The organism is Achromobacter sp. MYb9 (assembly GCF_002975275.1).
In the GTDB taxonomy this organism is placed as follows: domain Bacteria; phylum Pseudomonadota; class Gammaproteobacteria; order Burkholderiales; family Burkholderiaceae_B; genus Achromobacter.
Genome location: NZ_PCOQ01000035.1, coordinates 36,030 through 54,119, shown reverse-complemented (window position 1 = coordinate 54,119; position 18,090 = coordinate 36,030). Strand labels below are relative to the sequence as shown.

The 18,090-nt window shown below is 66.7% G+C and carries 16 protein-coding genes; 5 read left to right on the top strand and 11 right to left on the bottom strand.

Annotated elements, in window-relative coordinates; genetic code table 11:
- Positions 1 to 129 precede the first annotated feature (129 nt).
- The 3 genes from CQ050_RS29050 to CQ050_RS29040 all read left to right on the top strand — a co-directional run bounded on the left by CQ050_RS29050 (position 130) and on the right by CQ050_RS29040 (position 4,100).
- On the top strand, positions 130 to 954 hold the full coding sequence (locus CQ050_RS29050; protein WP_105560302.1) for a helix-turn-helix domain-containing protein: 825 nt from the start codon (positions 130 to 132) through the stop codon (positions 952 to 954).
- 101 nt (positions 955 to 1,055) lie between these two features.
- Positions 1,056 to 2,924 carry a dihydroxy-acid dehydratase gene (gene ilvD / locus CQ050_RS29045; RefSeq protein ID WP_105560301.1) on the top strand — a complete coding sequence of 623 codons (1,869 nt, stop codon included), beginning with the start codon at positions 1,056 to 1,058 and terminating at the stop codon, positions 2,922 to 2,924.
- Between the two features lie 294 nt (positions 2,925 to 3,218).
- Positions 3,219 to 4,100, top strand: coding sequence for a LysR family transcriptional regulator (locus CQ050_RS29040; protein ID WP_105560300.1), 882 nt, complete (start codon positions 3,219 to 3,221; stop codon positions 4,098 to 4,100).
- Positions 4,101 to 4,136: 36 nt separating this feature from the next.
- Here the strand turns inward: CQ050_RS29040 and lpdA are convergent, their stop codons facing one another.
- The 11 genes from lpdA to CQ050_RS28985 all read right to left on the bottom strand — a co-directional run bounded on the left by lpdA (position 4,137) and on the right by CQ050_RS28985 (position 16,319).
- The gene (lpdA, locus tag CQ050_RS29035; protein WP_105560299.1) at positions 4,137 to 5,534 is read right to left on the bottom strand and encodes a dihydrolipoyl dehydrogenase; all 1,398 of its coding nucleotides are present in this window, start codon (positions 5,532 to 5,534) and stop codon (positions 4,137 to 4,139) included.
- An 8-nt stretch (positions 5,535 to 5,542) separates the two neighbouring features.
- Positions 5,543 to 6,844, bottom strand: a complete 1,302-nt coding sequence (locus tag CQ050_RS29030) for a pyruvate dehydrogenase complex dihydrolipoamide acetyltransferase (protein ID WP_105560298.1) — start codon at positions 6,842 to 6,844, stop codon at positions 5,543 to 5,545.
- A gap of 10 nt (positions 6,845 to 6,854) precedes the next feature.
- The gene (locus tag CQ050_RS29025) at positions 6,855 to 7,346 is read right to left on the bottom strand and encodes a VOC family protein (RefSeq protein WP_105560297.1); all 492 of its coding nucleotides are present in this window, start codon (positions 7,344 to 7,346) and stop codon (positions 6,855 to 6,857) included.
- A complete protein-coding gene (locus CQ050_RS29020) occupies positions 7,343 to 9,526 on the bottom strand; it encodes a thiamine pyrophosphate-dependent enzyme (RefSeq protein ID WP_105560296.1) in 2,184 nt (727 codons plus the stop codon). The genes CQ050_RS29025 and CQ050_RS29020 overlap by 4 nt, the downstream gene beginning before the upstream one ends.
- Before the next feature lie 37 nt (positions 9,527 to 9,563).
- Positions 9,564 to 10,352, bottom strand: coding sequence for an SDR family NAD(P)-dependent oxidoreductase (locus CQ050_RS29015; RefSeq protein ID WP_105560295.1), 789 nt, complete (start codon positions 10,350 to 10,352; stop codon positions 9,564 to 9,566).
- 35 nt (positions 10,353 to 10,387) lie between these two features.
- Positions 10,388 to 11,119, bottom strand: coding sequence for an ABC transporter ATP-binding protein (locus CQ050_RS29010; protein ID WP_105560294.1), 732 nt, complete (start codon positions 11,117 to 11,119; stop codon positions 10,388 to 10,390).
- Entirely contained in the window at positions 11,116 to 11,868 is a 753-nt protein-coding gene (locus CQ050_RS29005; protein ID WP_105560293.1) for an ABC transporter ATP-binding protein, read from the bottom strand. The genes CQ050_RS29010 and CQ050_RS29005 overlap by 4 nt, the downstream gene beginning before the upstream one ends.
- Positions 11,865 to 13,133 carry a branched-chain amino acid ABC transporter permease gene (locus CQ050_RS29000; protein WP_105560292.1) on the bottom strand — a complete coding sequence of 423 codons (1,269 nt, stop codon included), beginning with the start codon at positions 13,131 to 13,133 and terminating at the stop codon, positions 11,865 to 11,867. The genes CQ050_RS29005 and CQ050_RS29000 overlap by 4 nt, the downstream gene beginning before the upstream one ends.
- A complete protein-coding gene (locus CQ050_RS28995) occupies positions 13,130 to 14,071 on the bottom strand; it encodes a branched-chain amino acid ABC transporter permease (protein WP_105560291.1) in 942 nt (313 codons plus the stop codon). The genes CQ050_RS29000 and CQ050_RS28995 overlap by 4 nt, the downstream gene beginning before the upstream one ends.
- 159 nt (positions 14,072 to 14,230) lie before the next feature.
- Entirely contained in the window at positions 14,231 to 15,466 is a 1,236-nt protein-coding gene (locus CQ050_RS28990) for a branched-chain amino acid ABC transporter substrate-binding protein (RefSeq protein ID WP_105560290.1), read from the bottom strand.
- 55 nt (positions 15,467 to 15,521) lie between these two features.
- Entirely contained in the window at positions 15,522 to 16,319 is a 798-nt protein-coding gene (locus CQ050_RS28985; RefSeq protein WP_105560289.1) for a shikimate dehydrogenase, read from the bottom strand.
- Between the two features lie 238 nt (positions 16,320 to 16,557).
- Here CQ050_RS28985 and CQ050_RS28980 point away from each other — a divergent pair, with 238 nt between their 5' ends.
- Positions 16,558 to 17,295, top strand: coding sequence for an SDR family NAD(P)-dependent oxidoreductase (locus tag CQ050_RS28980; RefSeq protein ID WP_105560288.1), 738 nt, complete (start codon positions 16,558 to 16,560; stop codon positions 17,293 to 17,295).
- Between the two features lie 37 nt (positions 17,296 to 17,332).
- Positions 17,333 to 18,079 carry a FadR/GntR family transcriptional regulator gene (locus CQ050_RS28975; RefSeq protein ID WP_105560305.1) on the top strand — a complete coding sequence of 249 codons (747 nt, stop codon included), beginning with the start codon at positions 17,333 to 17,335 and terminating at the stop codon, positions 18,077 to 18,079.
- Positions 18,080 to 18,090 lie beyond the last annotated feature (11 nt).

The following is an 18,090-nucleotide window of genomic DNA, read 5'->3' as shown; positions in this document are numbered from 1 at the left end:
GAGCCCGCAAGCTGCGCATGTTCGAGCAGCTGGTGGCGGTGGGCGTCAAAGAGATTCAGCAGGGATTCGGGGATGGTAGGTACACTGGGAAAGACCGTCTAACGCTATCCAGGCAGTAACCATCGCAAAATGGACATCCCGTCTTCCCCGCCGACCGCAAATACGCGCTCTCCCGCCGATGTGGATTTGTTCCCCTACGAATCGTCGCAGCGGCCGGTGGCGGGGCTGGCGGTGGATTACGAAGATGGCCATCGTGTGCGGCGGCATCGGCACCGCCGAGGGCAGTTGCTCTATGCGATTTCCGGGGTGATGGTGGTGGATACCGATGCCGGCATCTGGATCGTGCCACCGACGCGCGGGGTATGGGTGCCCGCCTGGGTGCCGCACGGCATCCGCATGAGCGGGGAACCGCGCATGCGCACCGTGTTCGTCGAACCCGGCGCCGCGGCGCATCTGCCGGAGCAATGCTGCGTGCTGTCGATTTCGCCGCTGTTGCGCGAACTGATGGTGGCCGCTGCCGATGTGCCGCTGGATTGGGCGCCCGACACGCGCGACGGCCGCCTGATGATGCTGCTGCTGGACGAACTGCGCCAGGAACCCGTGTTGCCGCTGCACTTGCCGCAACCGTCCGAGCCGCGGCTGGCGCGCATCTGCCGCGCCATCGTGCGCCATCCCGAGCGGCAGGCGGGGGCGGCGGAATGGGCCCGCGAATTGGGAGTGGACCCCAAGACGGTGCATCGTTTGTTCGTGCGCCACACCGGCATGACGTTCGGGCGCTGGCGCCAGCAGGCGCGGCTGTTGGCGGCCATGGAGCGGCTGGCGCGCGGCGCGCGGGTGCTGGACGTGGCGCTGGACCTGGGCTACGACAGCCCCAGCGCGTTTGCGGCGATGTTCCGCCGCGCGGTGGGCGAACCGCCCAGCGTGTTCGCGGCCCGCGGCGAGGCGTCCGCCTGATGGCCAAGAACCGCATCGGAGGCCGCCACCGGGCAGCGCCGCCCCGATCCAGCGTATTATTTACCGTTTTGCCGCCACGCTAACAGCACTCGAGACAAATCATGCCGCACTACCGTTCCCGCACATCGACCCACGGCCGCAACATGGCCGGCGCCCGCGCCCTGTGGCGCGCCACCGGCATGAAGGACGGCGATTTCGGCAAGCCGATCATCGCGGTAGTGAACTCGTTCACGCAGTTCGTACCGGGCCACGTGCACCTGCGCGACCTGGGCGCGCTGGTGGCCAAAGAGATCGAGGCCGCAGGCGGCGTCGCCAAGGAATTCAACACGATCGCCGTCGATGACGGCATCGCCATGGGCCACGGCGGCATGCTGTATTCGCTGCCGTCGCGCGAACTGATCGCCGACTCGGTGGAATACATGGTGAACGCGCACTGCGCCGACGCCATGGTCTGCATTTCGAACTGCGACAAGATCACCCCGGGGATGCTGATGGCCGCGATGCGCCTGAACATCCCGGTTGTGTTCGTGTCCGGCGGCCCGATGGAAGCGGGCAAGGTCAAGTCGCCCACCGACGGCACGGTCATCGCCAAGATCGACCTGATCGACGCCATGATCAAGGCCGCCGACCCGAAGGTCTCGGACGCCGAAGTGGCCGAAGTGGAACGCAGCGCGTGCCCCACCTGCGGCTCCTGTTCCGGCATGTTCACCGCCAACTCGATGAACTGCCTGACCGAAGCCATCGGCCTGGCGTTGCCGGGCAACGGCACCATCGTGGCGACGCACGCGTGGCGCAAGGGCCTGTTCGAGCAGGCCGGCCGTCTGGTCGTGGACCTGTGCCGCCGCTACTACGTGGAAGAAGACGAATCGGTCCTGCCGCGCAACATCGCCACCAAGAGCGCGTTCCAGAACGCGATGGCGCTGGACGTGGCGATGGGGGGGTCGACCAACACCGTGCTGCACTTGCTGGCCGCGGCGCAGGAAGCGGGCGTGGACTTCACGATGGCCGACATCGACCGCATTTCGCGCAAGGTGCCGTGCCTGTGCAAGGCGGCGCCTGCCACCGACAAATACCACATCGAAGACGTGCACCGCGCCGGCGGCATCCTGGGCATCCTGGGTGAACTGGCGCGCGCCGACCTGCTGGATCTGTCTTGCGGCAACGTGCACAGCGGCACGCTGGGCAACGCCATCAAGCAGTGGGACGTGGCTGGCGACGCAAGCGAAGAAGCGAAAAAGTTCTACCGCGCGGCGCCTGGCGGCATCCCGACGACAGTCGCTTTCAGCCAGGACGCGACGTTCCTGACGCTGGATACGGACCGTAAGACGGGCTGCATCCGCAGCAAGGAAAGCGCGTATTCCAAGGACGGCGGCTTGGCAGTGCTGTACGGCAATCTGGCCGAGAAGGGCTGCATTGTGAAGACGGCGGGCGTGGACGAGTCGCAGTGGGTCTTCACGGGCCGCGCACGCGTGTTCGAAAGCCAGGACGATGCGGTGGAAGGCATCCTGGGCGACAAGATCGTGGCGGGCGACGTGGTGGTGATCCGCTACGAAGGCCCGAAGGGCGGTCCGGGCATGCAAGAGATGCTGTACCCGACGTCGTATCTGAAGTCCAAGGGCTTGGGCAAGACGTGCGCGCTGTTCACGGACGGGCGTTTTTCGGGTGGTTCGTCGGGGCTGGTGATCGGGCACGCGTCGCCGGAAGCGGCGGAAGGCGGCACGATCGGCCTGGTGGAAGAAGGCGATGTGATCGAGATCGATATCCCGAACCGCAAGATGCATCTGGCAGTGTCGGACGAAGAACTGGCGCGTCGCCGCGCGGCGATGGATGCGCGGGCGGACGGCTGGGAGCCGGTGGGCCGCGAACGAGTCGTGTCGCAGGCGTTGCAGGCTTATGCGGCGTTGGCGACGTCGGCGGACCGCGGTGCGGTTCGGGATTTGTCGCAGCTGAAGCAGAAGGGCAAGCGGTGATTTTCTGATTTTTTTTAGGTGGAAGAAGCGGCGCTTATTGCGTCGCTTTTTTTTTGCGGGTACCCGGGGGCGGGTGTTGTGGGTGTGTTTGGATCTTCGTGGGGCCTGCGTCGTCTTGGTTTGCGCGCTGCTGGAGCGCTGTTTACTGACGAGGTTTGCGGGGCCCGCCTCATTCGGCCGCGCGGGCGGCCGCATTCGGCATACGCGTTGTTTGGGCGTAGTGGTTTGTGGCGGCATCTGGCGTGGTGGGGGGCGGGCTGCCATAAAATGGCGTCAGTCCCGTCTGGAGCCATCATGTCCCTTAACTCTGAAGCGTTGCGCGTGTTTCTTGGCGTTGTTGACGCTGGCTCGATGAGCGCTGCGGCGGAGGTGCTTGGCCAGACTGCGTCAGGCGTTAGCCGGGGGTTGTCGCGGTTGGAAGAAGACCTGGGCGTCATCCTCTTGAACCGCACGACTCGGCGGATGGAGTTGACGGAGGAGGGGGCGCATTTCCTGCCTAAGGCGCGTCAGATCGTGGCGGCGCTGGAAGAGGCGGAGGAATGCATGCGGATGGTGCATCAGCGGCCGGCGGGGCGTTTGCGGGTGGATGCGTCGGTGCCGGTGATGCTGCATTGCGTGGTGCCGCATGTGGGGGAGTTCCGGCAGCAGTATCCCGAGATCACGCTGGAGCTGACCAGCAACGATCGCATCGTGGACTTGATGGAACATCGCACCGATATCGCCATTCGCATGGGTCCGCTGACGGATTCGACGCTGCATGCGCGGCCGTTGCGGCCCGCGCCGCGTTGGATGATGGCCAGCCCGGAATACATCGCGCGGCGCGGGGCGCCGGAGACGGTGGAGGACCTGGCGGACCACGAAGTGTTGGGCTTCACCCATCCCGAGAGCCTGAACGTGTGGCCGCTCAAGCATGCTGGCGGGTCCAGCTATCTGGCGACGCCGACGCTGGCGACATCCAGTGGCGAAACCCAACGGCTGCTGGCGCTGCGCGGCGTGGGCATCGCGTGCCTGTCGGACTTCGTGGTGCGTGAAGACATCGCGGCGGGACGGTTGGTGAAGGTGATGGAAGGCGTGTACAGCGATTACCTGCAACCGATGCATGCGGTGTATCACCGCAATACGCAGCTGTCGCGGCGCATTGCGTGCTTCCTGGATTTCTTCGCGGGGCGCGTGTAGGGCGATGGGTTGCACGCCCGCAACCCATCGTGCCGTCTACGCGTGCAGCGCCCTGCCAAACGCAGAAAGCACGGATTCGTGCAGCGTTTCCGACAGGGTCGGGTGCGCGAAGATGGTCTGCATCAAGTCCTCTTCGGTCGCTTCCAGCGAGGCTGCCACGCCGTAGCCCGTGATCAGCTCGGACGCTTCAGGATGGATGATGTGGGCGCCCAGCAGTTCTCCCGACTTTGCATCGAACACGGTCTTGACCAGGCCCTGGTCTTCGCCCATGGCGATGGCTTTGCCGTTGCCGGCGAAGGTGAATTTTCCGACACGGATTTCGCCGCCCGAGTGTTTGACGTGTTCGCGAGCGCGGGCTTCGGTCATGCCGATGCTGGCGACTTGCGGGTGCGAGTACGTGCAGGCGGGGATGCGTAGCGGGTCGATGGCGTGGGTGGGAAGGCCGGCGATGGCTTCCACGCACAGCACGCCTTCGTGGCTGGCCTTATGGGCAAGCCAGGGGGCGCCGGCCACGTCGCCGATGGCATAGACGCCGGGTTCGCCGGTGCGGCATTGGGCGTCGGTGACGATGTGGGTCTTGTCGACCTTCACGCGGGTGTTCTCCAGGCCCAGGCCTTCGACGTTGCCGACGATGCCGGCCGCGACGATGACGCGGTCAACGTCCAGGTCTGTTTGCTTGCCTTGCTGCGCCAGCGACACCCTGACGCCCGTGGCGGTCAGGGTGGACCCCGTGACGGCGCATTGCGTCAACACGCGGATGCCTTGCTTTTCGAATGCCTTGCGCGCCAGTTGCGAGATCTCGGCGTCTTCCTGCGGCAGGATTTCGGGCGTCATGTCGATCAGGGTGACGTCGGCGCCGATGGCGCGGTAGAAGCTGGCGAACTCCGCGCCGATCGCACCCGCGCCCACCACCAGCAGCGACTTCGGAATCTCAGCCGGCGCCAGGGCCTGGCGATACGCCCAGATGCGCTCGCCGACGGGCAACGCGGGCAGTTCGCGGGCACGCGCGCCGGTGGCCAGGATGATGTGCTTGGCGGACAGCGTCGTGCCGGTATCCAGCGCCAGCCTGCCTGATCCGGCCAGTTTGGCGCTGGCGGCGAACACGGTCACGCCGTTCTTTTTCATCAGGTGCGCCACGCCCTGGCCCAGGCGGCCCGCCACCTTGCGGGACCTGGCCACCATCGCGCCCAGGTCGGGGCGGGCCTCGCCCGCGCCGGTCACGCCATAGTGCGCGGCGTCGCGGCAGGCGCGCAGCACGGTGGCGCTGTGCAGCAGGGCTTTGGTGGGAATGCAGCCCCAGTTCAGGCAGATGCCGCCCAGTTCAGCACGCTCTACCAGGGCGACCGACATGCCCAGTTGCGCGCCGCGGATGGCGGCGACGTAGCCGCCGGGGCCGCCGCCGACGATGATCAGGTCAAACACGGTTTTCGTCATGGCCGGGCTCACAGCAGAATGCGCACGGGGTTTTCGATCAACGTGCGGAACGCAGCCAGCCAGCGCGCGCCGACGGCGCCGTCCACCGCGCGGTGGTCGGCCGACAGCGTTACCGTCATGACGGTGGCGGCGACCAGTTCGCCGTTGTCGCCCACGACGGGACGGCGTTCGGCGGCACCCACCGCCAGAATGGCGGCCTGCGGCGGGTTGATGATGGCGGCGAACTGGCTGATGCCGTACATGCCCAGATTGCTGACCGTCAGCGATCCGCCCGTGAATTCCTCGGGCTTCAAACGGTTGATCTTGGCGCGTCCGGCCAGCTCGACGATTTCGCCGGCAATGGCCGACAGGGACTTGATGTCGGCGTCGCGCACGATGGGCGTGACCAGGCCGCCATCCGTCGCGACGGCCACCGAGATATCGGCGCCTGCGTGGTATTCAATGGCGTCTTCGTGCCAGCTGACATTCACTTCGGGCACTTCGCGCAGCGCCAGTGCGGCGGCGCGCACGATGAAGTCATTGACCGACAGCTTCACCGCGCCGCCCTGATTGGCTTGCGCGCGCAGGGCCAGCAGGGCGTCCATCCGGCAATCCACCGACAGGTAGAAGTGCGGCACGTTCTGCTTGCTTTCGGTCAGGCGGCGAGCGATGGCGCGGCGCATGCCGGTATGCGGCACGCGGCGTGCAGCGGGGCGGCCGGCCGACGGTGCGGCCGCTACCGGAGCACGGTCGCGCGCGGCTTCGACGTCGCGGCGCACGATGCGGCCGTGCGGGCCGGTGCCCGCCACCTCCAGCAGATTCACATGCCATTGCGCGGCCAGGCGGCGCGCCAGCGGGCTGGCGAACAGACGCCCGCCCGGCACGGCGGTGGTAGAGGGGGCGGCAGTCGATGCTGCGGCGGCCGATGCTGCGGCAGCCGGCGCTGCGGCGGTCGATACCGCGGCGGTCGCTACCGTGGCAGCTGGCGCCGCGGCGCTGGATCCTGCGGCAGCCGGCGCAGCAACGGGGGCTGCCACCGCCGGTCCGCCGTGTTCGGCCAGCGCGCGGTCGATCGCCGAGGCGTCGTCGCCGTCGGCCAACAGCACGCCGATCACGGTATTGATCGGCACCGAGGCGGCGCCGGCCGGGACCAGGATGCGGCCCAGCACGCCGGCGTATTCGGCGTTGATTTCGACGATGGCTTTTTCGGTTTCGATTTCAGCCAGCGCGTCGCCGACGGCGACCTTGTCGCCTTCTTTCTTCAACCACTGATGCAAATTGCCGCCTGCCGTATCGGCGGCGACGGAGGGGAGCTTGATAAGGTGTGCCACGATGTTCGTCCTAGTTTTCGGCGGCGATGGCCAGATCGGGCCGGTAGGCGGCGGGGTCGTCGTATTCGACCAGTTCCAGCACATTGCCTTCGGGGTCGCGGAAGAACGCCAGCCAGGTGCCGGGGCGCACTTCCATCGGCGCGGGGGCGCTGTCGAACACGACACCCTTGGATTGCAGGCCGCGTACCACGCCGGCCAGGTCGCGCACGATGAAGGTCAGGTAGGTGGCGCCCTGGCGGTCCAGGATCGCCGCGCCGCGCACGGCGGCTTCGGGCGCCGTGCTGGGCTGCAGCAGCTTGATGCGTTCGCCGTAGGACGTCTGCAGGCGCGCCACGTCGTAGCCATGCACCGTCAGCCCGGTGGCGCGCGCCTTGTCGGCGGGCACGCTCACGCGGTTGACCAGCGTCAAGCCGACCACATCCGTATAGAACGTCAGCAACGCGTCCAGGTTCTTGCAGCAGATGCCGACTTCCATCGGCACGGTCATTTGCAGCGCGCTCATGCCTGTTCTCCCAGATCCGCCAGCACGTCGGCCAGGCCCGCCAGCACTTCCTCGGTATCCGCGAACGCCGCGCGTTCCAGCACCTTCGAAATGCTGGGCGACGCTTCGCCGCCGGTGACGCGCTTGATCGGTTGGTCCAGCCAGTCGAAGTAGCGGCGCTGGATTTCGTCGGACAGCATGGCGCCGTAGGACGTGCCGCGCGCGCCTTGCTCGACGATCAGCACGTTGTTGGTTTTCTGGATGCTGGCGCCGATGGTGTCCCAGTCCAGGCTGGCGCGATCCAGCGTGCGCAGGTCGATCACTTCGGCGTCCACGCCGGCTTCCTCGGCGGCCTTGAGCGCGCGGCTGACCATCGACAGGTAGGTCAGGATGGTGACCTTGCTGCCGGCGCGGCGCACGCGGGCGCGGCCGAACGGAATGGCGTAGTCCAGATCGCCGGCGGGCACGTCGCCCGACGACGCATACAGATCCACGTGTTCGATGACCAGCACCGGGTCCTTGGAGGCCAGCGCGGTGTTCATCAACCCCACGTATTCGAAAGGCGTGGACGGGGCCACGATGCGCCAGCCCGGCGCCGTGGCGAAGATGCCGGCCGGGTCCATCGAGTGCTGCGAGCCGTAGCCCGTGCCCATCGCGACCTTGGTGCGCAGCACGAAGGGCACGTCGATGTCGCCGCCGAACATGTGGCGCGCCTTGCCGATCTGGTTGAAGATCTGGTCGGCCGCGACCCACATGAAATCGGGGTACATGAATTCAACCACCGGCTTGTAGCGGCCGTCCATCGCCAGGCCGCCGCCCAGGCCGGCGAAGGCGTTCTCGGAAATCGGAGTGCCCAGCACGCGGTCGGGGTATTTGTCTTTCAGGCCGCGCGTGGCGCCGTTGGTACCGCCCTTCAGGCGGTGCACGTCTTCGCCCAGCACGACCACGCCGGCATCGGTTTCCATGCGGCGGTCCAGCACGTCGGCGACGGCGTCAACGAACTTGCGCTCGACCTTGTCGCCGCCGTAGCCGTCGACGTCCTGGTAGCGCAGCCCGGCCAATTCGGCGCCGTCGCTGCGCAGGCCCACATCGCGGAAGTCGGGGCGGGGCCAAAGGTCTGCGCGCACGCGGCGTTTGCCCCCGTCTGCGGCTTCGGTCAGGCGGCCGCACACGTCCTTCATGACGTCCTTGCAGCGCTGGCGCAGCGCGTCCACGTCGGCTTGCGTGATCAGCGCGCGGCCGATCATTTCAGCTGCGATCTTGTCCAGCGGATCGCGGCGGCGCCATTGCGCTTCCTCGTCCTTGGTGCGGTAGCCGAAGGCGCTGCCGGGGAAGGGGCCGTTCTGGTGGAAGAAGCGGTACACGTCCACTTCCACGATCGTCGGGCCGTTGCCGGCGCGCATGTGCGCCACGGCTTCCGACATGGCCAGGTGCACGGCCAGCGGGTCCATGCCGTCCACTTTCCACGACGGGATGTTGAACGCCAGGCCGCGCGCCGACAGGCGCGGTTCCGCGGTGGACTCTTCCACCGTGGTCGAGACGGCGTAGCGGTTGTTTTCGATGAAGAAGCACAGCGGGGTCTTCCACGCGGCGGTCAGGTTCATCGTTTCCAGCACGGAACCGATGTTCACCGCGCCGTCGCCAAAGTAGGTCACTGCCACGCGGTCGGTGCCAGCGTGCTTGTGCGCCCAGCCCGCACCGGCGGCCAGCGGCACGCCGCCGCCCACGATGGCGTTGGTGCCCAGCGCGCCCGCCTCCAGCCAGCGCAAGTGCATGCTGCCCCCGCGGCCGCGGCAAAAGCCCTGGGCCAGCCCCATGATTTCGGCCAGCGTCTTTTGCAGGACGTCGTCGATGGCGGGCGTGAGCGGATTGCGCGGGTCCAGACCCAGCGGGGCGACGTGTTGCAGCGCCTTCGCCAGGAACTGGTGGTGGCCACGGTGCGATCCGTTGATCTGGTCGCCCGCGCCCAGCGCCAGCACCGAACCGACGGCGCCGCCTTCCTGTCCCACGGACGAATGCGCGGGGCCGTGCACCAGGCCTTCGGCGGCCAGGTCCAGCACGGCCTCTTCAAAGGCGCGAATCCAGTGCAACTGCGTGAGCATGGTGCCGAGCAGGGCGGGGTCCGCCTGCTGCCAGTCCTTTGCGTCGACCGTCAGTTGCCGCCAGGGCGCTTGGGACTCAAGCGGTTGGTAGGTGGCCATGAGTGAATCTCCAGAGTATTTTTAAGCGTCGATGCGGTTAAAGGTAGCTGTAGCGGCTCCAGCCGCCGTCGGCCACCAGGGTGTGTCCGGTGATGTAGGCGGCCTGGCGCGACGCCAGGAAAACCGCCAGGTCGGCCATTTCGGCCGGCTGCGCCATGCGGCGCAGCGGGGTGCGTTGCTTCAAACGTTCGGGGTCGAGCCGGCCGCGCGCCGCCAGGTCGCGCACCAGGTCGGTTTCGACATAGCCGGGCGCCAGCGCGTTGACGCGCACGCCCATCGGGCCCCATTCCACGGCCAGCGTTTCCGTCAGCAGCACCACCGCGCCTTTGGTCGCGCAGTAGGCCGCGCGGTCGGGGGCCGCCACCACGCCATACATCGAGGCCAGGTTGATGATGCTGCCCGAGCCCGCCGGCACCATGCGGCGGCCGGCGGCCTGCGCGCACAGGAACACGCCGGTCAGGTTGATGTCGACCGCGCGGCGCCATTCCTCCACGGTAACTTCCAGCGTGGGCTTGTTGGCGGATATGCCGGCGTTGTTGACCAGCACGTCGATGCGGCCCCAGGTCTGTTCGACCTGGGCGAAGGCGCGTTCGACGGCCTCGGCGTCGGTAACCGAGGCCTGCACGGCGATGGCGTCGCCACCGGCCACCTTCAGTTCGGCCACCGCCGCATCCAGGGCGGCCGCGTCCATGTCCAGCAGCGCAACGCGCGCGCCTTGGCGCACAAAGGCTTGCGCGGTCGAAAAGCCGATGCCTTTGGCGCCGCCGGTGATCACGACGGTCTGGCCGCGCAGGTCGCTGTGGATGACTTCAGTAGGGTTGTCCAAGGTGTTTGCCTGTAGTGGGGTTGCGTGACGGCGGGTCAGACGGCCAGCCATTCCTGCACGATGTCCTGGCGCTCGTGCAGCTGCGCGGGCGGCCCTTCGAATACGATGCGGCCGTGGCCCATGACGCTGACGCGGGTCGACACCTTCAGCGCGATGGTCAGTTTCTGCTCCACCAGCACCACCGAAACGCCGCGCTGATGGATATCGCGGATCACATCGGCGATAACCTCCACGATCTTCGGCGCAAGGCCCTCGGTAGGTTCGTCGATCAGCATGACCTTGGGGTTGCCCAGCAGGGAACGGCACATGGTCAGCATCTGCTGTTCGCCGCCCGACAGATTGCCCGCGCGGGTGTTGCTGCGTTCCTTCAGGCGCGGGAAGTAGTCGAACATCTGCGCCACGGTCCAGAAGGGCGCGTCGTCGCGTTTGGGCTGTTCGCCCATGCGCAGGTTCTCGTCCACCGTCAGGTTGGCGAAGACTTCGCGCTCCTCTGGCACAAAGCCCAGGCCGGCGCGCGCGATCTCGAAAGGGCGCTTGTTGGTGATGTCGCGGCCTTCGATGGCGATGCGGCCGCCGGTCACGTCCACCAGGCCCATGATGCTCTTCATGGTGGTGGAGCGCCCCGCGCCGTTTCGGCCAAGCAGGCTGACGACTTCACCGCGCCCGATCGACAGGTCGATGCCGTGCAGGATATGGCTCTTGCCGTAATGCGCGTGCACGCCTTGCAGGCTGAGCAAGGGGGATTGCGGATTTGATGCCACGTTCATACCGTTTCCTCTCCCAGGTAGGCTTCACGCACGCGGGCGTCGCCGCGGATCTCGGCGGGCGTGCCCGTGGCCAGAATCTCGCCGTACACCAGCACGCTGATGCGGTCGGCCAGCGAAAACACCACCTGCATATCGTGTTCGACGATCAGCAAGGTGCAATCCCGCGTGACATCCTTGATGAGTTCAACCGTGTAGTCGACTTCGTGCTGCGACATGCCGGCCATCGGCTCGTCCAGCAGAATGACTTTCGGGCGCGAGGCCAGCGTCATGCCGATTTCCAGCGAGCGCTGCTCGGAGTAGTTCAGGTCGCCGGCGGCCGTGTCTTGCTTGGCCGTCAGCCGTACTTTTTCAAGCAGGCGGTCCACGTCTTCGTTGACGGCGCGGTTACGGGCAATGGGCCGCCAGAAGTTGTAGACCAGCCCGTGCATGCGCAGCACCGCCAGGCGCAGGTTCTCGCGGACGGACAGGCGCGGGAATACGTTGGTGATCTGGAACGAACGCGCCAGCCCCAAGCGGTTGATGGCTTCGGGCGCCAGGCCGCCAATGGAACGCGACCGCAGGCTGATGTCGCCCGATGTAGGCGCGAACGAGCCCGACATCAGGTGGAACAGCGTGGACTTGCCGGCGCCGTTGGGGCCGATGACCGCGTGCCGTTCGCCGGCGTCGATCGCCAGGTTCACGCCGCGGATGATCTGCGCTTCACCGAAGGACTTGCGCACGTCGGTCAGGGTGAGGATGTCGTGGCTCATTTTGCGGGCTCCAGCATCGGGGCGGCGGCGTCGTCGTTGCGCCACAGGGCCAGCGCCCAGCGGCAGGCTGCAAGACCCACGGCGAACAGCGCCAGCGGGATCAGCCAGGTGGACACGGCAAGCGGCGCCCACGCCTGGCCGAAGAGCGGAATGGGCGGCCAGCCGGCCTCGGGATTCATGGCCAGCAGCGCGCGGTAGTCGCGGGCGAACATGCGTTGCAGCAGCTCGACCGAGAAGACGGTGGCGGCGGTCAGCAGCAGGCCGCCCGCTACCGACAACGTGGCGCGCGGCAGCCAGTTGGCCAGTCCGCGCTCGCGTAGCGATTTGGCGGCGCGCTGCACCAGGCCGACCAGGCCGTCCGGCACGAACAGCATCACCAGCACGAACAAAATGCCTTGATACAGCAGCCACGACCGGGTGATATCGGCCAGCGTCTGCGACAGGAACGTCAGGATGGACGCGCCCAGCACCGGGCCCAGGAAGGCGTTGACGCCGCCGATATAGGCGAACAGGACCGCATCGGTGGACAGCTTCACCTCGAACAGCACGTAGTTGCCGGCCTCGATGTTCAAGGCCTGCAAGCCGCCCGCGATGCCGGCGAACATGGCCGACAGCGCGAATACCATCGTTTTCAGGGTATGCGGGCGGTAGCCCAGATACCGCAGGCGGTTGGCGTTTTCGCGCAGGCCCAGCGTCAGCCGGCCCAGCGGGGTGCGGGTCAGGCCGTACAGGGCGGCCAGCGAAATCAGCACCCAGGCCAGTACCAGGAAGTACACCTCGATGTCCGATCCGAAGGTAAAGCCCCAGGCCGGCATGCGCATGGCCGATACGCCGGCTTCGCCACCGAATACGCCTTTCAGGTGCGGCGCCAGCGCGTGCAGCAGTTCCGCAAGCGCCAGCGTGATCATCGAAAAGTACACGCCGGAACGCATGGTGGCGAACCAGCCCGCGACCAGGCCGAACAGCAGGCCGGCCACGCCGCCCACCAGCGGCATCAGGGGCGTGGGCAACAGGCCCGCGCCGCCCAGCGCGTTCATGGCGTGGATGGTGGCGAAGGTGCCTACGCCGAAGTACGCGGCATGGCCGAAGGACAGCATGCCGCCCTGGCCCGCCAGCAGGTTGAAGGCGCAAGCGAAGAGCGCGGCAATCAGCATCTGCACGGCTGCCACCAACTGGCCCGGCGGCAGCAGCCAGGGCAGCGCGCACAGGATGCCGACGCAAACGACAAGCAGCAGGGCGCTCGAGGCGATACGGGTTTGGCTCATGCCTGTTCTCCCTTCAGGCCCGACGGCTTGACCAGCAACACCACCAGCATCAGCAGGAACGGCAGGGTCGCCGCCAGGCTGGAAATCTTCACGGTCATCAGACCGCCCACGCTTTCGGCCCACTCGCCTGCGCCGAATACGGCGAACAATGACGCCAGGCTGGCATCGATGCCCACCGAAAACGAGCTGATCAGGCCGATCAGCAGCGATGCGATCATCGCGCCTTCAAGCGAGCCCAGACCGCCCACGACGACCACCACGAACACCAGCACGCCAAGCTCCAGCGCCATGTTGGGGTTGGTCGTGTAGAAGGCGCCAGCGACGGCGCCCGCCAGGCCGGCCATCGCCGCGCCCACGCCGAAGACGCTCATGAAGACCAGCGGCACGTTGTGGCCCAGGGCTTCGGCCATGCGCGGGCGGTAGATGGCCGACCGCACCACGATGCCGACGCGGGTGCGCGACAGCAGCAGGTAGATCACGGCGAACATCGCCAGCGACACGCCGCCCATCAACAGGCGATAGAAGGGATAGTCCGCGTCGAACACGCGGAAGGCCGCGAAATTCAGGAATTGCGGCACCCGGTAGTCCACCGGGAAGTCGCCGTAGAACAGTTTGATCAGCTCGGCGACGATGAACGCCAGGCCGAACGTCACCAGCAGTTCCTGCGCGTGGCCGAACTTGTGGACGCGGCGCAGGAAGTAGCGTTCGACCCCCATGCCCAGCACGCCCGCGATGATCGTTGCCAGCACCAGCGCCGTCCAGAATCCCGTGACGGGCGTCAGCGTGTAGGCGGCGTAGGCGCCGATCATGTAGAACGAAGCGTGCGCGAAGTTCAGCACGCCCATCATTCCGAAAATCAAAGTCAGGCCTGCCGACACCATGAATAGCAGCAGGCCGTAAATCACGCCGTTCAACAGCGAGACGGTAAAGAATTCCATGTCCGCTCCATAATTCTTGCGCTAGGACGCGAGGCGTCCTGCGAGCGATCGCGCACGTTGTTTTTACCGGCCCGCGCCGGTGTGCGCTTATAAGTGCTTGCGGGTGATCGGCGGGTTGCGCGCGGGGATGTCCGGCGCGCGCAACCCGTCGGTCCGCCCTCAGTCCGGCCGCTGCATCTTGCACGTCGCCTGTACCGGCGCCGACACGTCCGCCGCCGCCAGCACCTTCACCGGTTCGAAGCCCATGTCGGTGCCGTCGGCCTTGTACTTGGCGTTCTTGCCGACCTTGGAGACGACCATCGGCAACTGCACCTGGTGGTCTTCAGCGCGCATGGTGTAGGTGCCCAGCGACGAGGTGTAGGTAACCTTTTCCAGCGCGCGCGCCAGGTCCGGCACGGACAGCTTTCCGTCCTTCGGCGGCACCTGCTTCAGGGCTTCGCCCAGGAAGCGCACGCCGATGACCGTTTGCGGTTCCGTGTAGCTGGGGTAATGGCCGGTCTTGGCCTTATAGTCCTCGGCGAACTTGGCGCCTTCGTCGCCCGCAGCTTCGATGTTGTACGGGTGCGCGATGTAGTGGCCCAGGGCCACTTCGCCTGCGTTGGCCAGGTTGCCCACCTGGTCCAGGAACACGGTCGCGAAGCGCACCTTCAGGCCGGCGGCCTGCGTGGCCTTCATCAGCAGCAACAGGTCGTTGGACCAGTTGCCGGTGACGACGGTGTCGGGCGTGGCCGAGCGGATGCGCGCGACGTAGGGCGCGAAGTCCTGGATCTTGTTGACCTCGTGCAGCGTCTTGCCCACCACTTCATAGCCGTACTGCTTGGCGAAGCGCTCGGTGGCGCCTTCCATGTCCTGGCCCCAGGAATAGTTCTGGTTGATGGCGTAGACGCGCTTGCCCAGCGTGCCGTCGGCCGACATCACCGAAGCCAGCGCCTTCACGCGCAGGTCGGCGTTGGTGGCAAAGCGGAAATGGTAGAAGTGGCACTTCTGGCCGGTCAGCTCCAGCGCTTCGCCGCCCACGTTCAGGAAGACGACTTCCTTGCCCGGGTTGCGCAGGTTGTGCTTGCGGACGTCTTCGGTCAACTGGCCCGAGATCGCGGATGACGAGCCCTGCACCAGGATCTGCACGCCGTCGGCGGCGGCGGCGCGAAAGCGGTCGGACGCGCCCACGGGGCCGCCCTGGTTGTCGAATTCAACCAGCTCCAGCGGCTGGCCATTCCAGCCGCCGGCCGCGTTGATGCGGTCCAGTTCGTATTTGACCGCGGCGCGGAATATCAGGCCGGTCGAGGCCTGCGGGCCCGACAGCGTTTCGATCAGGCCGATCTTGACGGGCGCGGCATGCGCGGATGCGGCAATGCCGGCCAGGCACAGCAGGCCGGTGGTGAAAGCCAATTTCATGTGTGTCTCCTCCGTGGGACGGGAGTGGTGAGTCCGTGAATCAAGCAAGCGCGCTTTATTGCGGCTCTTCTACGCCCAGAAAGCGGGCAATTTCGGTGAGTTGTCCTTCCAGCATGTACAAGCCGGGATGGGTGCGGCAGCCTTGCGCGGCGGCGGCGCGCAGCAAGGGCGTGTCCACGCGGCTCATCACGGCGTCGGCCACGACGGTGCCGGAGGCCAGTTCGTGCAGCGCAAAGGGCAGGGGATCGGTGTCTTGCAAGCCCAGCGAGGTTGCGTTGACGGCGATATCACAGGGCTCGGGCACGGGGCCGGCCACGCGGATGTCCAGGCTGGGATATTGGCGGGCCAGATGGGCGGCGAAGGCGTGCGCCTTGTCGGCCGACCGGTTGTAGAGGCGCAGGCTGGCGGGCCCGGCATCGGCCAGGGCGCAAGCAATGGCCTTGCCCGCCCCGCCCAGGCCGGCCAGATAGACGTGGCGCCCGGCGGGATCGTGGCCCTGGCTTCGCAGGCCGGTCACAAAGCCCATGCCGTCGAAGTTGCCACCGGTCATCACGCCGTCCTGCAGGCGCACGGCATTGACCGCGCCGATCAGCTGGGCGGCGGGCGTCAGGGCGTCGCACAGGGTGGCGGCATGTTCCTTGTGAGGCACCGTCACGACGACGCCGCCCAGATTGGCCATGCCGCGCAAGCCGCTGAACAGCGCGGGCAGGGCGTCGGCAGACACATGGAAGGGCACCATGACGGCGTCGATCGCGCGTTCCCGCAACAGGGCGTTCAGCCGCTGCGGCGTCTTGACGTGCGCGATCGGGTCCGCCGCAATCGCAAATACGGTAGTGCTGCCGGTGATTTCCACCTGGTTGTCCCCTGCCTGTCATGTGGCCTGCGGCCGTGTTTTTCTGACCCTTCTTGCCTGAAAGCGCGACTTGAATTACGCTTTCGGAATAAGTTGTCAGGCAACTTTATCAAGTTGTCCGATAAATCATAGGGCATGCGTTTTTCTCGTGTCAAGCGACGGATTCAGGAGTTCAATCCAGGAAACCGCCGCTGCCGAAAGAGCAGGCGGCCCACTCATCGCGCGCTTTGGAGACAAGATGATTTCGTTTGAAGGACAGGTGGCCGTGATCACCGGCGCAGGCAATGGCATTGGTCTGGCGACCGCGCGGCTGATGGCCGCCCACGGCGCCCGGCTGGTGCTGACCGACATCGACCACGCCCGCCTGGAGGCGATCGCGGCCGAGCTGGACCCCAGCGGCCAGCGGGTCTACACCCACGCGCTGGACGTCTCCGTATCGCACGACTGCGAACGCGTGTTCGAATCGGCAGCCAAGCGTTTCGGCGGGCTGGACCATCTGGTCCACTGCGCCGGCATCTACCCGGAACAACTGGTCAAGGACACCAGCGACGAGGCCTGGCGCACGCTGATGCGCGTGAACCTGGACGGCACGTTCTATGTGTGCCGCTCGGCCCAGCGCCATCTGCGCCATAACGGCTCGATCGTGCTGCTGACCTCGCTGGCCGCCCAGCGCGGCAGCTACGCGCACGCCGCCTATTCAGCGTCCAAGGGCGCCGTGCAGAGCTTCACGCGCAGCCTGGCGCTAGAGCTTGCGCCGCAGATCCGCGTGAATGCCGTGGCGCCCGGCATCATCGCAACGTCCATGACGCACGACCTGATCGGCCAGAAGGGCGCGCAACTGCTGGAAAGTACGCCTTTGCGCCGCTTTGGCACGGCCGAGGAGATCGCTGGCGCGATCGCGTTCCTGTGTTCGCCGCTGGCGGGCTTCGTGACCGGCGAAGTCATGCAGGTCAACGGCGGCATCTATATCGCTTAAAGTGCAGGACGCCGCCATCACGATCCGACGATTTTCCATGCAGCCCACTCAAGAACAGGACCCGCCGCGCGCCGCGCCCAAAAGTTCGCTTTCCGCGGCCTTGGGCGACGCGCTGGCCGAGCAGATACGCCAAGGGGTGCTGGCCCCGGGCGACCGCCTGCCCACCGAAAAGCAACTGACCGAAACCTATTCCGTCAGTCGCGCGGTCGTGCGCGAAGCGCTGGCCCGCCTGAAGTCGGAAGGGCTGATCACGTCGCAGCAGGGCAGCGGCGTGTTCGTCGATCCGAATTTCCAGCGCAACGCGTTTCGCATCGCCGCGCCCACGCCGGGCGACACCCAGGACCTTGAACACATCCTGGAACTGATGCTGTCCATCGAAGTCACCGCCGCGCGCTACGCGGCGCAGCGCCGCACCGAGCCAGACCTGAAGAAGATCCGCCAGGCGCTGGTGGGCATGGAATACGCGCTGATCAACGACAAGCTGGGCGACGAAGAGGACTACCAGTTTCATCAGGCGATCGTGCAGGCCACGCACAACCCGCACCTGGTTGCGCTGAACGACTACCTGGAGGCCAATGTGCGCCGGGTGATCCGCAGCGCCCGCCACAACACGGCGCGCAGGTATGCCGAGCGCATGGCGGCCGTGCAAAGCGAACACCAGGCCATCTTCGCCGCGATCGAAGGCTCCGACCCGGACGCCGCCGGCCGCGCGGCCGAACAGCACCTGCGCAACGCGGCGGACCGCCTGCGCCTGTTCCAGGCCGAACGCCCCGCACCCGTCTAAGCAGACGGGGC